The following is a 12827-nucleotide window of genomic DNA, read 5'->3' on the forward strand; positions in this document are numbered from 1 at the left end:
TAGTCCCGCCGCTCCGGGCCGGCCGGAGCAGCGGGAACTCCAGTTGTAGGATGACTGGGCAACCGGGCGAATCAAGGAGCGGTGATGGCGCTGAAGGCGGCGGGACGGATCTCGCTGGTGGACTCCGCGGTGGAGCAGCTGCGGGCGCAGCTCGCCGAGGGCGAGTGGGCCGTCGGCGACCGCATCCCGACCGAGCACGAGCTCGCCGAGCAGCTCGGCGTGGGGCGCAACACCGTCCGCGAGGCCGTCCGCGTCCTGGTCCACGCGGGGCTCCTGGAGTCCCGGCAGGGCAACGGCACCTTCGTCCGGTCCACCGCCGACCCGGCCGCCGTCCTGCGCGGGGTGCGCCACGCCGGCGCACGGGACGTCCTGGAGCTGCGCGTCGCCCTGGAGACCGAGGCGGCGCGCCTCGCCGCGGCCCGCCGGGACACCCACGACCTGCTGCGGCTGCGAGCGGCCCTGACCACCCTGCGCGAGCAGGGCGACCGGGACGCCGACGCGGACGTGGCCTTCCACCGGGCGGTCGTCGAGGCCACCCACAACGAGGCCTTCCGCGAGGTCTACCGCTTCTTCTCCACGCAGGTGCACGAGTCCCTGGTGGATGCCCTGGGCGACCGCGCGATGCCGCCCGTCGACATCGACGCGCACGAGGCCCTGGTCGCCGCGATCGAGGCGGCGGACCCGGAGGCGGCCGAGGCGCAGGCACGCGAGCTGCTGCGGGTGCCGATGGAAGCGGTCACGGCGCTGACGGAGGAGTCCCGGTGACGAGCGAGACCTCCCTGACCCCCGGCACGACCCCCGTGACCCCCGGCACGACCTCCACGGAGCCCGGCGCGACCTCCGCGACCCCCCGGGCGACCTCCACAGCGCACGGCGCGACCTCCATGACCCCCCGGGCGACCTCCACAGCGCACGGCGCGACCTCCGCGACCCCCCGGGCGACCTCCACGGCGCCCGTGCTCGTCGACGCGGAGGCCGATGTCCGGGTCTCCGCCGCGGGGAGGGCGGCCCGGCGGGCGCTGCTCGCCCACCCGGCGCTGCTCCTCGTCGGAATCGTGCTGGCCTCGCTGAACATGCGGGCCGCGCTGGCGAGCGTCTCGCCGCTGGTGAGCGAGATATCCGAGGCGTACGGCCTGTCGTCGGCGGCCTCGTCGCTCGTGACCTCGGTGCCGGTGCTCTTCCTGGGCCTCGGCGCTCTCGTGGCGCCCTGGCTCGGCCGGCGCTTCGGCGCGGAGCGGGTGCTGTTCGCGGCCCTGCTGCTGCTCGGCGGCGGGATCCTGGTGCGGGTGCTGCCGTCGGCGACCGCGCTGTACTGCGGGGGCGTCCTGGTCGGCACCGCCATCGCCCTGCTGAACGTCCTGATGCCCGGCCTGATCAAGCGGGACTTCCCGGACCGGGCCGCCTCGATGACCTCCGTCTACACGGGCGCGATGATCGCGGGCGCCACCGTCGTCGCGGCCTCCTCCGTGCCGCTGGAGCGGGCGCTCGGCGGCTGGCAGGCCTCGCTCGGCTTCTGGTCGCTGCTCGCCGCGGTGGCGGCGCTGGCCTGGCTGCCGCAGGTGCTGATCGCGCGGGGCCGCACCGGGCACGAGGTGCGGGCCGCGGCCCCCGGCGCCGCTCCCGCCCGGTCCGTGTGGCGCTCGGCGCTGGCCTGGCAGGTGACCCTGTTCATGGGGCTGCAGTCGCTGTGGTCGTACGTCCTGATCGCCTGGATGCCGACGATCTTCACCGACCACGGGATGAGCCGCTCCACGGCCGGCGTCGTCTTCGCCTTCAACAACCTGATCCAGGTCGCCGGCGCCTTCGCCGTGCCGCTGCTCGCCGGCCGGATGCGCAGCCAGCGGCCGCTGGTCGCCCTGGTGACGACGCTGGTCGCGGCCGGCTACGCCGGGCTGATGCTCGCCCCCGTGGAGGGCGCCTGGCTGTGGTCGGCGGTCCTGGGCGTGGGCCAGGGCGGCGCGGTGGGTCTGGCGCTGACCCTGATCGTGCTGCGCTCGGGCGACGCGGTGACGGCGGCCCGGCTGTCCGGCATGGCGCAGACCGTCGGCTATCTGATGGCCGCGGCCGGTCCGCTGGCCGCGGGCGCCCTGCACCAGGCGACCGGCTCCTGGACGGTGCCGATCGTGGCCGTGCTCGGCGTCTGCGCGACGGCGCTCGCGGTGGGCCTGCTGGCGGCCCGGAACCGCACGGTCTGAGGACGCGTGCGTTCCGGGGACGCGTACGGTTCCGGGGACGCGTACGGTTCCGGGGACGCGTGCGGTTCCGGGGACGCGTACGTTCCGGGGACGCGTACGGTTCCGGGGACGCGTGCCGGCCCGGGGACGTGTGCCGGCCCGGGCCCGCACGGCTCCTACTCCTCGCCCGCCAGGGTCATGCCGCGCAGCTTCCGGCCGGCGTACCAGGTCGCTCCGACCGTCACGGCGACCAGCAGCACCACCGCCGTCGGCAGCGCCACGTCGGAGCTGATCAGGCCCTCGCCGGTGACCTTCTCGGCGAGTGCGAGGGCCCACTGCTGGACGCTGAGGGTGCGGGCGCCCTCGATGAGGGAGCCGAACAGCGCCTCCCAGACCAGGGCGTAGACCAGGCCGATGACGACCGCGTGGCGGCTGACCGTCCCGAGCAGCAGGAACAGCGCGCTGTACGCGATGGAGGCCACCAGGGCCGCCACGGTGTAGGCGACGGCCACCTGCTGCCCGTTGCCGTTGAGGACGAATCCGGCGATCAGCGTCGGCACGGCCGAGAAGACCATCGTGACGGCGACGGCGACGATCAGCTTGGTGAAGACGATCGTCGGCCGCTTCACCGGCTTGGCCAGCAGATAGACGATCGAACCGTCGTCGATCTCCGGGCCGATGGCGCCGGTGCCGGCGATCACGCCGATCAGCGGCACCATCGTCGCCAGCGCGAAACCGCCGAGGACGTCGGCCGCGACCTGGTCGTCGGCGCCGTTGAACAGGCGGACCGCGGCGGCGATCACGATCAGCATGGCGGGCAACAGGAACAGGATCAGCGCCCGTCGGCGGCCGAGGAGGGCCCGGTAGGTGAGCCGGGCGACTGTGGGGTTGTACATCGGTCGGGCTCCTTTCAGGCCGCTACGAGATACGAGAAGACGGATTCGAGGGACTCGTCCGAGGGCGAGACCGTGAGCAGCCGGATGCCCCGCTCCCTGGCCACCTTGGGCAGCAGTTCGGTGAAGCGGCCGAAGTCCACGGCCTGGACGCGCAGTCCGCCCTCGGCCCCGTGCTCGACCTCGATGCCGGCCGTCGAGGGGTCGGCGATCAGCGCCGCCGCCAGGGCCCGGTCGTCGCTGGAGCGGACGAGATAGCGGTGCGGCCGGTCCGTCATCAGGCGCCGGATGCGGCGGAAGTCGCCGGAGGCCGCGTGCCGGCCGGCCACGATCACCTCGATGTGCGAGGCGAGCTGCTCGACCTCCTCCAGGATGTGCGAGGAGAACAGGACCGTACGGCCCTCGGCGCCCATCCGGCGCAGCAGGTCCATCAACTGCATGCGCTGGCGCGGGTCCATGCCGTTGAACGGCTCGTCGAGCAGCAGCACGGACGGCTCGTGGACGAGGGCCGAGGCCATCTTCACGCGCTGCCGCATGCCCTTGCTGTACGTGGAGATCTTGCGGTCCTGGGCGTACTCCATCTCGACGGTGGCGAGGGCCCGGCGGGCCTCCTCGTCGCCGAGGCCCTGCAACTCCGCGTTGGCGACGACGAACTCGCGGCCGGTGAGGAAGTCGTACATCGCCTCCCGCTCGGGGACGACGCCGATCTGCCGGTAGACCGACTCGTTGCGCCAGATCGTCTGCCCGTCGAGGGTGACGGTGCCGGTGGAGGGGTCGAGGAAGCCGCCCATCATGTTGATGAGGGTCGACTTTCCGGCGCCGTTGGGGCCGAGCAGACCGGTGACCCCGGGGCCGATGGTCATGGTGACGTCGTTGACGGCCACGACGTTGCCGAACCAGCGCGAGGCGTGGTCGATGTGGATCGAGGTCACAGCCCGACCTTTCGGTAGCGGCGCATCAGCACGCCGTACGAACCGGCGATGAGCGCGAGGACGACCAGCAGATAGACCACGCCGGCCGCGGTGCCGGGCGCGGCGGCCTCCCCGCCGGGGGCGGCGGTGGGCGCGCCGAGGAAGGCGTCCTGCACTCCGCCGATGAGGGTGATCGGCGAGAACAGGCCGATCCACTTCACCGCGCCGACGTTGTCGGTGCCGTAGGCGATGCCCTGGAGCGTGGAGACCGCCCCGTAGGAGATCACCAGGGTGGCGATGACGGCGGCGACGCCGAAACCGCGGCGCGGGGTGAGGGCCGCCATGACGAGGCCGATGCCGGCGAACAGCAGCGAGAGCAGCGCCACGGAGACGAGCCCCTGGCCGAACATCTGCGCCTGGTCGGCGAAGTCCATCTTGGCGAGCAGCGCGCCGACGAAGAGGATCAGCAGCGGCGAGGCGGTGAGGATGAACATCGCGCAGGCCATCGCCCCGTACTTCGCGAGCACGTAGTCCAGGCGCTCGATGGGGCGGGCGAAGTAGAGGGGGACGGTGCGGAACCTGAGGTCGCGGGAGACCGACTGCGGGGCCTGGGCGGCCACGAAGATGGCGATCACCATCTGGAGGAAGATCGCGTACTGCGTGTACTCGATCGACAGCTTCGAGGACTTGGTGAAGACCGCGACCGCGACGATGATCAGCGCGGGCACGCACATCACGGCGAACAGCAGCATCGGCAGCACCTTGGACTTGGCACTGCGGCCCAGTCCGTACGCGCCGCGCAGCGACTGGGAGAACAGCGCCCGGCGTGCGGCGGGGCGGCCCAGGCGCGGCCCGTCGTAGCCGCGGTAACCGATGTTGTGGATGCGGGTGTTCGCCGAGCTGTCGGTGGTCTGGGAGCTCATCGCGTCGGCACCTCCTCCTGCTGCTGCGGCTTGAAGACCTCGGCGATGTGGTGACGGCGCTGCTCCATGCGCACGAGGCCGAGACCGAGACCGGCGACGGTGTCGCGGACGAGGTCGTACGTCTCCTCGCCGTGGGCCTCCAGGAGCAGGATGTGCCCGGCGCCCGGCAGCCCTTCCTCCACGCCGCTGTGCAGGGTCGCTCCGGCGGCGGTCAGGGCGGCGCGGAGCGCCTCGGTGCCGTCGGGGTGGGCGTCGGAGTCGGTGACCTCGACCGCGAGGGTCGTGGTGGTGCGGGTGAAGTCGCTGGTGGAGCTGGAGCGGAGCAGGCGCCCGCCGTCGATGACGACGACGTGGTCGCAGGTGCGCTCCAGCTCGCCGAGGAGGTGCGAGGTGACCAGGACCGAGATGCCGAAGTCGGTCCACACGCGCCGGATCAGGCCGAGCATGTCGTCGCGGCCGACCGGGTCGAGGCCGTTGGTCGGCTCGTCGAGGAGGACCAGCTTCGGGTCGTGGACCAGGGCCTGGGCCAGCTTCACGCGCTGCTTCATGCCGGTCGAGTAGCCGCCCATGGGGCGGTAGCGCTCCTCGTACAGGCCGACGTGGCGCAGGGTGTCCGCGGTCCGCTCGCGGGCGGCGGTCGCGGGCAGGCCGGACATGCGCGCCATGTGCACGACGAACTCGGTCGCCGAGACGTCCGGCGGCAGGCAGTCGTGCTCCGGCATGTAGCCGACGCGCTCGCGGATCTCGGCACCGGAGGTCGCGACGTCGAGTCCGAGGACTTCGGCGCGGCCCTCCGTGGCCGGGGACAGACCAAGAAGGATCTTGATCATGGTCGACTTGCCGGCTCCGTTGGCACCCACAAGTCCGGTCACACCGGGCCCGATGTCCAGGGAGAGCCGGTCGAGAGCGGTCACCCGGGGGAACCGCTTGCTGAGGCTTTCGGTCGCGATCACAGTCACGCCTTCGACGGTAGTGGCGTGCGCCACAGTCGGGCGTCAGCCCAACGGCTCGATCCGTCTCCGACTCCAGACGTACAAGCCCGTAGGGGAATCGAGACCAAAGTCGTTCCGGCCATGGTTTTCCACAGGCTGTGCCGGACCCCTTGACGCAGCCGCCAGGCATTGTCACATTCATCGATGTCAAGTTACGTACGCGTAGCGTCGCCGGGCGCTCACACGGAACGGGCGGGTGGCATGACCTCAGCAGGCACGGCAGCGGGCACGGCGGTGACACGCGAACTCACCGCGGAGCTGCGCGGATTCAGAGAAGTCCAGCGCCTCTCGTACGAGTGCGCCGAGGCCGTCGCGGCGCAGCTCAAGCCGGGCGTGACCGAGCGGGACGCGGCGCGGATGCAGCGGGAGTGGCTGTACGAGCGGGGCGTGCGGGACTGGTTCCACCGCCCGTTCGCCTGGTTCGGCGACCGCACGGCCTTCGTCGACTTCCGGATCCCGCTCCAGTTCTTCCCGACCAACCGGCGCCTGGAGGCCGGGATGCCGTTCATCCTGGACATGGCGCCCGTCTACAAGGGCTACACCGCGGACATCGGCTACTCCGGCTGCCTGGGCCTCGACCCGCTGCACGACAAGCTGCTGGCCGATCTGAAGGAGCACCGCGAGCTGATCCTGCGCGAGGTGCGCGAGCGCCGGACGCTGCGGGAGATCTACGAGGACGTGGACCGACTCATGGTCCGCCAGGGGTACGCCAACCGGCACCGGGCCTATCCCTTCGGCGTGATCGCCCACAAGATCGACCGGGTGAAGGAGCGCCGTTGGTCGCCGACGCTCTTCGGCTTCGGCACCCAGTCGCTCAAGGGCCTGGCGAGCGACGCCCTGCACGGCCACCGGGACGGCTGGTCGCCGCTCTGGTCGCCGTACAGGTTCTCCGACCACCCGCCCAAGCCGGGCCTGTGGGCGGTCGAGCCGCACCTCGGATTCCGGGGCACGGGCGCGAAGTTCGAGGAGATCCTGGTCGTCACCGACTCCCGGGACCCCGAGCAGAGCGCGTTCTGGCTGGACGACGACCTGCCGCACGTGCGGCGCTGGAACGAGGAAGAGGTGGCGGCGTGATGACCGACGGGGTGCGCGAGCGCTGGGTCCGCACGGGCGGGATAGAGCTGTGCGTGGCCGAGCTGGGCGACGAGGGCCGGCCGACCGTGCTGCTCGTCCACGGCTATCCGGACTCCAAGGAGGTCTGGTCCGAGGTGGCCGGCCGCCTCGCCGAGCGCTTCCACGTGGTGCTGTACGACGTCCGGGGCCACGGCCGGTCGACGGCGCCGACCCCGCTGCGCGGCGGTTTCACGCTGGAGAAGCTGACGGACGACTTCCTGGCCGTCGCCGACGCCGTCAGCCCGGACCGCCCGGTCCACCTGGTCGGCCACGACTGGGGCTCGGTGCAGTCCTGGGAGTTCGCGACGGTGCCGCGCACCGAGGGCCGGATCGCCTCCTTCACCTCGATGTCCGGCCCTTCCCTCGACCACTTCGGGCACTGGATCAAGAGCCGGATGACCCGGCCCACCCCGCGCCGGGTCGGCCAGCTCCTCGGCCAGGGCGCCAAGTCCTGGTACGTGTACATGCTGCACACCCCGGTGCTCCCCGAGCTCGCCTGGCGCGGGCCGCTCGGCAAGCACTGGCCGCGCCTCCTGGAGCGGCTGGAGCGGATCCCGGCGGGCGACTACCCGACGCCCTCGCTGCCGAGCGACGCGGCGCACGGCGCCTGGCTCTACCGGGACAACGTCCGGGCGCGGCTCTCCCGCCCGCGGGCCGACGCCTACGCGCACGCCCCGGTGCAGCTGATCACCCCGACCGGCGACGCTTTCCTCTCCGAGCGGCTCTACGACGACCTGGCCCACTGGGTGCCCGACCTGACCCGGCGGACGCTGCCGGCCAAGCACTGGATCCCGCGCACCCGCCCCGACCAACTGGCCTCCTGGATAACCGAGTTCGTCGAGGCCAACGAGGACCCGGCGACCCGCGCGCCGAAACCGGCGGCCAGGAGCGGGGTGCGCCCGGAGTACGCGGAGCGCTTCGGCGGCCAGCTGGTCCTGGTGACGGGCGCGGCCAGCGGCATCGGCCGGGCCACCGCCTTCGCTTTCGCCGAGGCCGGCGCCCGGGTCGTGGCGGTGGACCGGGACGCCGAGGGCGCGGCCCGTACGGCCGAGATGGCCCGGCTGATCGGCGCGCCCGCGGCCTGGGGGGAGACCGCCGACGTCTCCGACGAGGCGGCGATGGAGAAGCTGGCCGCGAAGGTGGCGAGCGAGTACGGCGTGGTCGACGTGCTGGTCAACAACGCGGGCATCGGTCTCACCGGCTCCTTCTTCGAGACGACGAGCGAGGAGTGGAAGCGGGTCCTCGACGTCAATCTGTGGGGCGTCATCCACGGCTCCCGGGTCTTCGGCGCGCAGATGGCCGAGCGCGGCCAGGGCGGCCACATCGTCAACACGGCCTCCGCGGCGGCCTTCCAGCCCTCCCGCGCGCTGCCGGCGTACAGCACGTCGAAGGCGGCGGTGCTGATGCTGAGCGAGTGCCTGCGGGCCGAGCTCGCGGACCAGGGCATCGGGGTCTCGGCGATCTGCCCCGGCATCGTCAACACCAACATCACGTCCACCGCGCGGTTCGCCGGCGTCACGGACGAGGCCGAGGAGAAGCGCCGCCAGAAGAAGGCCTCCCGGCTGTACGGGCTGCGCAACTATCCGCCGGAGAAGGTCGCGGACGCGATCCTGCGCGCGGTGGTGCGCAACCAGGCCGTGGTCCCGGTGACCCCCGAGGCCCGGGGCGCGCACCTGGCGTCCCGGCTGGCCCCGGGAGCGCTGCGGGCGCTGGCCCGCTGGCAGCCGCCGGCGTAGCGGCGGGGCGGGGCGGTCGTACCATCCCTCGGGGGCAGAAGGGAGCGGTCGGTGGGAGTGGGTTCGTCGGTGCATTCGTCGGAGCAGGCAGCACATCCGGAGTACCGGATCGAGGATCTGGCCCATCACAGCGGGGCCACGGTCCGGACGATCCGCGCCTATCAGGACCGCGGTCTGCTGCCCCGCCCGGAGCGGCGCGGCCGGTCGAACGTGTACGGGGACACGCATCTGGCCAGGCTGCGGCAGATCGCCGACCTGCTGGACCGCGGCTACACCCTGGCCTCCATCAAGGAGCTCCTGGAGGCCTGGGACGCCGGCCGCGGTCTGGGCGGGGTGCTCGGTCTGGTCGCGGAGGTCGACGGCCCGTGGACGGACGAGGAGGCCGACCGGATCTCCCGGGCCGAGCTCGACGCGCGCTTCGGCGGTCGGCCCGACGAGGAGGCGGTCAGGGAGGCGATCGAGCTCGGCGTCCTGGAGCGCATCCCGGGCCGTGAGACCGAGGAGTATCTCGTCCCCAGCCCCCAAGAGCTCGCGGTGGCTGCCGAGTTGTTTGCGGCGGGCGTTCCGCTGGCGGCAATCACGGGCCACCTGAGGGAACTTCGGGGGCAGGTCGAGCACATAGCCTCCCGTTTCCTGGAGTTCACGACCGAGCACGTGTTCGCGCGCTATCTGGAGCAGCGACCGCCGACGGACGCGGACGCGGCCGAGGCGGCGACCATGGTGCGACGGCTGCGCCCGCTCGCCCAGCAGACGGTGGACGCCGAACTGGCGCGCGCCATGCGCCTGTTCGCCACCCGGCACCTCCAGCAGCACCTTGCGGCGGACACCCCGCTGCCACGCGGGGACGAGCCGCGCGCCGTGGCTCTTCCGCCCGAGACGATTCGCGCCGTTCAGCGCCTTGTTGGGCCGCAGCACGTCTCGGCGTTCATCGCCGCCGCAGCCGAACGAGAGGTGCAGAAGAGGGCATTGGACGCGCTCGCCTCAAATACCCCAGGAGACAGCTAAATCGGTCAAATAGGCAGGATTCTCAGCGGCGTTGTCCACAGGATCGTCAATTGGCTTGTGGATAAACCCACTTGGCTGTGGATCAAACCTGTGGCTTCAATGAATTCATGAACGACGAGAAACGCACCGTGAAGGTGTCGAAATACCTCTCGAAGCACCTCCGCCACCAGCCCGAACGCATCGGTCTCGTCCTCGACCCGCACGGCTGGACCGAGATCGACGCCCTGCTGCGCGCCGCCGCCGCCCACGGCTTCCCGATCACCCGCGCCGAGCTCGACCACGTCGTCGCCGTCAACGACAAGAAGCGCTTCGCGATCGAGGGGACGCGCATCCGCGCCAGCCAGGGCCACACCGTCGAGGTGGACCTGGACCTGCCGGCCGCCGAACCGCCCGCGTACCTCTACCACGGTACGGTCGCCGCCGTGCTGCCCGCCATCCGGGCGGAGGGCCTGCGCCCCATGGCCCGGCACCATGTGCACCTCTCGCCCGACCGGGAGACCGCCACCCGGGTCGGCGCCCGCCGCGGCCGGCCGGTGGTGCTGAGCGTCGACGCCGGGGCGATGCACCGGGCCGGCCATCTCTTCCACGTCAGCGCCAACGGCGTGTGGCTGACCGACGCCGTGCCGCCGCGGTACATCCGCTTCCCCGGCTGAGGCATGATCGTCCCCATGGGACACCAGCACCCGCACCTGCCCACCACCGAGTCGGCCGTCGCCGCGATCCGCGAGATCGCCCGGGAATTCCACCTGGAGATGACCGTCACCGACGACATCGGCGCGGACCGGACCTCCCGCCGCACCTCCGCGGGCGCCTTCACCGTCCTCGACCCGGACGGCTCGCTCCCCCACGAGGCCTACGTCGAGCTCGGCGGCTCCCCCTCGATCAGCGTCCGGCTCTACCCCGAGGACGACGCGGAGATCACCGTCGAGGGCATCGCGTTCGCCGACGTCCCCCGGGACGCGGTCCCCGCCTTCCTGCGCTCCGCCCACGGCGGCCTCGCCTATGTGAAGGGCCGCTTCTTCCCGCCCGGCTGGTGGCTGATCGTCCCGCTCCCCGGCGACGAGACCTACAAGGAGCTCGTCACCGGGGTCTCGCTGACGCCTTGGATGTCCCGCCAGGTCCGCTGACCCGGCCGGCGCCCCCTCAGCGCAGCTGGTCCAGCGCGTCCGTGGCGATCTTCTCGAAGACGGACTCGTCGGCCGCGAAGACCGAGTCCGCGATCGGCATGTGGACGACCAGCTCCGTGAAGCCCAGCTCGAAGTGCTTGCCCGCGAAGTCCACGAAGGCGTCGAAGGAGTCCAGCGGACGGTCCGGGGTGAATCCCGTGAGCAGGACCTTCTCCATCGGCTCGACGTCCCGGCCGATCTCCGCGCAGGCCTTGCCCAGCTTGGCGATCTGGCCGCGCAGCGCCTCCAGGGACTGCTCCGGGGTGCCGTCCTCGAACAGCTTCGGGTCCCCCGTCGTCACCCACGCCTGCCCGTGCCGCGCGGCCAGCCGCAGCCCGCGCGGGCCCGTCGCCGCCACCGCGAACGGCAGCCGGGGCCGCTGCACACAGCCGGGGATGTTGCGGACCTCGTCCGCCGAGTAGAACGTGCCGCGCTCCGAGACCACGTCCTCGGTGAGCAGCCGGTCCAGCAGCGGCACGAACTCGGCGAACCGGTCCGCCCGCTCCTTCGGCGTCCACGCCTCCTGGCCCAGGGCCGTCGCGTCGAAGCCGTTGCCGCCCGCGCCGATGCCGAGGGTGATCCGCCCGTCCGAGATGTCGTCGAGCGCGATCAGCTCCTTGGCGAGCGTGACCGGGTGCCGGAAGTTCGGCGAGGTGACGAGCGTGCCCAGGCGCAGCCGCTCGGTGGCCCCGGCGGCGGCGGTCAGCGTCGGGAGGGCCCCGTACCAGGGGCCGTCCCGGAAGCTCCGCCAGGACAGGTGGTCGTAGGTGTACGCGGTGTGGAAGCCGAGGTCCTCGGCCCGCCGCCAGATCTTCTGTCCCTCGGACCACCGGTGGATGGGAAGGATCACCGTACTCAGACGCATACCACCGACCCTACGGGAACCGTCGGCGCAGAGTCAGGGCGCCGACGGGCACGGCCCGCCCCACCGTCGGGTTCAGCGCAGCAGCCAGCTCAGCAGGGCCGTCGCCGTGAACACCGCGCCCGACGCCAGACCGACCGCGCGCGGGGTCAGCAGCCCGGGGCCCGCCGCGGGCGGGGACTGCGGCGCCGGAGCCAGCAGCGCGTCCGCGAAGGCCCGGGCGGTCGGCGGACGGTCCGCGGGCTCGACGGACATCGCCGCCCGCAGCAGCAGGGCGACGTTCGGGGGGAGCTGCGCCTCGGCCGGGAGCGCCGGCAGCGTCGAGGCGGTCGGCTGCTCGGTCATCAGCGCGGTGGCACGCCCGCCCGGGCCGAACGGCTTCTTCCCGGTCAGCAGCTCGTAGGCCACGACCGCCAGCGCGTACACATCGGCCCTGCCGTCGAAACCGCCGGTCTGGAAGGCCTGTTCCGGTGCCATGTACGCGGGCGTGCCCGTGGTCACCGTCAGGCCGGACGCGTCGGCCAGCTGCTTCGCGCTGCCCAGATCCGCCACCAGCACCGCGGCCGGCGCGGGGCCGTCGGCGAGCAGCAGGTTGGACGGCTTGACGTCGCGGTGCACCACACCCGCCTCGTGCAGGACCTGGACCGCGTAGCCCGCCTCCGCGGCCAGCCGCAACGCCTCCTGCGGCTCGCACCGGCCGACCAGGTCCTCCAGGGTGCCGCCGCGCACGTAGTCCATGACGAAGTAGGGCCGGTCCTCCTGCACCCCGACGTCGTGCACGCGGACCACCCGCGGGCTGGCGATCCGGCGCAGCAGCCTCGCCTCCGCCAGGAACCGCTCGCGCACATCGGCGTTGGCGGCCCAGTTGTCGGCCAGCACCTTCACCGCGACCTCGGTGTCGAGCTCCGGGTCGTAGGCCTTCCAGACCGTCGCGAAGGAGCCGGCTCCGAGCCGCTCCAGGAGGAGGTAACGGCCGAGCTTGCGCATGTGGCAGCATTCTGCCGGAGTCGACGGCATGCGGGGAACTCGCGTTCGGCGGGCGGGGTGCCGGA

The 12827-nt window shown here is 72.3% G+C and carries 13 protein-coding genes; 7 read left to right on the top strand and 6 right to left on the bottom strand.

The features are described from left to right. The first annotated feature begins 84 nt into the window (after positions 1–84). Both ACH414_RS11675 and ACH414_RS11680 read left to right on the top strand, forming a co-directional pair. Positions 85–765, top strand: a complete 681-nt coding sequence (locus tag ACH414_RS11675; protein WP_398941656.1) for a FadR/GntR family transcriptional regulator — start codon at positions 85–87, stop codon at positions 763–765. After that, positions 762–2195 (top strand): MFS transporter, encoded by a 1434-nt coding sequence (locus ACH414_RS11680; RefSeq protein WP_382538890.1) that lies wholly within the window; start codon positions 762–764, stop codon positions 2193–2195. Before ACH414_RS11675 ends, ACH414_RS11680 begins: the two co-directional genes overlap by 4 nt. Before the next feature lie 155 nt (positions 2196–2350). Here ACH414_RS11680 and ACH414_RS11685 read toward each other — a convergent pair whose 3' ends face one another. Genes ACH414_RS11685 through ACH414_RS11700 form a run of 4 tightly spaced genes read right to left on the bottom strand, consistent with a single transcriptional unit; the run spans position 2351 to position 5854 of the window. Next, positions 2351–3070 (bottom strand): ABC transporter permease, encoded by a 720-nt coding sequence (locus ACH414_RS11685; protein WP_382538893.1) that lies wholly within the window; start codon positions 3068–3070, stop codon positions 2351–2353. Between the two features lie 14 nt (positions 3071–3084). Further along, positions 3085–3999 carry an ABC transporter ATP-binding protein gene (locus tag ACH414_RS11690; protein ID WP_382538896.1) on the bottom strand — a complete coding sequence of 305 codons (915 nt, stop codon included), beginning with the start codon at positions 3997–3999 and terminating at the stop codon, positions 3085–3087. After that, positions 3996–4901, bottom strand: coding sequence for an ABC transporter permease (locus ACH414_RS11695; RefSeq protein ID WP_382538899.1), 906 nt, complete (start codon positions 4899–4901; stop codon positions 3996–3998). The genes ACH414_RS11690 and ACH414_RS11695 overlap by 4 nt, the downstream gene beginning before the upstream one ends. Further along, on the bottom strand, positions 4898–5854 hold the full coding sequence (locus ACH414_RS11700) for an ABC transporter ATP-binding protein (protein WP_382539556.1): 957 nt from the start codon (positions 5852–5854) through the stop codon (positions 4898–4900). The genes ACH414_RS11695 and ACH414_RS11700 overlap by 4 nt, the downstream gene beginning before the upstream one ends. A 240-nt stretch (positions 5855–6094) precedes the next feature. Between ACH414_RS11700 and ACH414_RS11705 the strand changes: the two genes are divergently transcribed. The 5 genes from ACH414_RS11705 (at position 6095) to ACH414_RS11725 (ending at position 10874) form a co-directional block, all read left to right on the top strand. Next, a complete protein-coding gene (locus ACH414_RS11705; RefSeq protein WP_386563090.1) occupies positions 6095–6967 on the top strand; it encodes a M24 family metallopeptidase in 873 nt (290 codons plus the stop codon). After that, positions 6967–8742 carry an SDR family oxidoreductase gene (locus ACH414_RS11710; protein ID WP_398941659.1) on the top strand — a complete coding sequence of 592 codons (1776 nt, stop codon included), beginning with the start codon at positions 6967–6969 and terminating at the stop codon, positions 8740–8742. The genes ACH414_RS11705 and ACH414_RS11710 overlap by 1 nt, the downstream gene beginning before the upstream one ends. A 69-nt stretch (positions 8743–8811) precedes the next feature. Then, a complete protein-coding gene (locus tag ACH414_RS11715; protein WP_386563094.1) occupies positions 8812–9747 on the top strand; it encodes a MerR family transcriptional regulator in 936 nt (311 codons plus the stop codon). A 107-nt stretch (positions 9748–9854) separates the two neighbouring features. Further along, the gene (locus ACH414_RS11720; RefSeq protein ID WP_382538910.1) at positions 9855–10400 is read left to right on the top strand and encodes an RNA 2'-phosphotransferase; all 546 of its coding nucleotides are present in this window, start codon (positions 9855–9857) and stop codon (positions 10398–10400) included. A gap of 15 nt (positions 10401–10415) precedes the next feature. Beyond that, positions 10416–10874: a hypothetical protein gene (locus ACH414_RS11725; protein ID WP_386563099.1), complete on the top strand. Its 459-nt coding sequence runs from the start codon at positions 10416–10418 to the stop codon at positions 10872–10874. A gap of 16 nt (positions 10875–10890) precedes the next feature. Here ACH414_RS11725 and ACH414_RS11730 read toward each other — a convergent pair whose 3' ends face one another. Further along, a complete protein-coding gene (locus ACH414_RS11730; protein ID WP_382538915.1) occupies positions 10891–11778 on the bottom strand; it encodes an LLM class flavin-dependent oxidoreductase in 888 nt (295 codons plus the stop codon). A 72-nt stretch (positions 11779–11850) separates the two neighbouring features. Then, a complete protein-coding gene (locus tag ACH414_RS11735) occupies positions 11851–12762 on the bottom strand; it encodes a serine/threonine-protein kinase (RefSeq protein ID WP_382538918.1) in 912 nt (303 codons plus the stop codon). Between the last annotated feature and the right edge of the window lie 65 nt (positions 12763–12827).

This window comes from Streptomyces sp. NPDC020422 (assembly GCF_044386705.1).
Classification (GTDB): domain Bacteria; phylum Actinomycetota; class Actinomycetes; order Streptomycetales; family Streptomycetaceae; genus Streptomyces.

What these genes read in the sequence shown, in the direction of transcription:
- ACH414_RS11725 (WP_386563099.1), top strand. Translation starts at nt 10,416, where the DNA reads ATGGGACACCAGCACCCGCACCTGCCCACCACCGAGTCGGCCGTCGCC.
- ACH414_RS11705 (WP_386563090.1), top strand. Translation starts at nt 6,095, where the DNA reads ATGACCTCAGCAGGCACGGCAGCGGGCACGGCGGTGACACGCGAACTC.
- ACH414_RS11720 (WP_382538910.1), top strand. Translation starts at nt 9,855, where the DNA reads ATGAACGACGAGAAACGCACCGTGAAGGTGTCGAAATACCTCTCGAAG.
- ACH414_RS11675 (WP_398941656.1), top strand. Translation starts at nt 85, where the DNA reads ATGGCGCTGAAGGCGGCGGGACGGATCTCGCTGGTGGACTCCGCGGTG.
- ACH414_RS11710 (WP_398941659.1), top strand. Translation starts at nt 6,967, where the DNA reads ATGACCGACGGGGTGCGCGAGCGCTGGGTCCGCACGGGCGGGATAGAG.
- ACH414_RS11735 (WP_382538918.1), bottom strand. Translation starts at nt 12,762, where the DNA reads ATGCGCAAGCTCGGCCGTTACCTCCTCCTGGAGCGGCTCGGAGCCGGC.
- ACH414_RS11730 (WP_382538915.1), bottom strand. Translation starts at nt 11,778, where the DNA reads ATGCGTCTGAGTACGGTGATCCTTCCCATCCACCGGTGGTCCGAGGGA.
- ACH414_RS11695 (WP_382538899.1), bottom strand. Translation starts at nt 4,901, where the DNA reads ATGAGCTCCCAGACCACCGACAGCTCGGCGAACACCCGCATCCACAAC.
- ACH414_RS11685 (WP_382538893.1), bottom strand. Translation starts at nt 3,070, where the DNA reads ATGTACAACCCCACAGTCGCCCGGCTCACCTACCGGGCCCTCCTCGGC.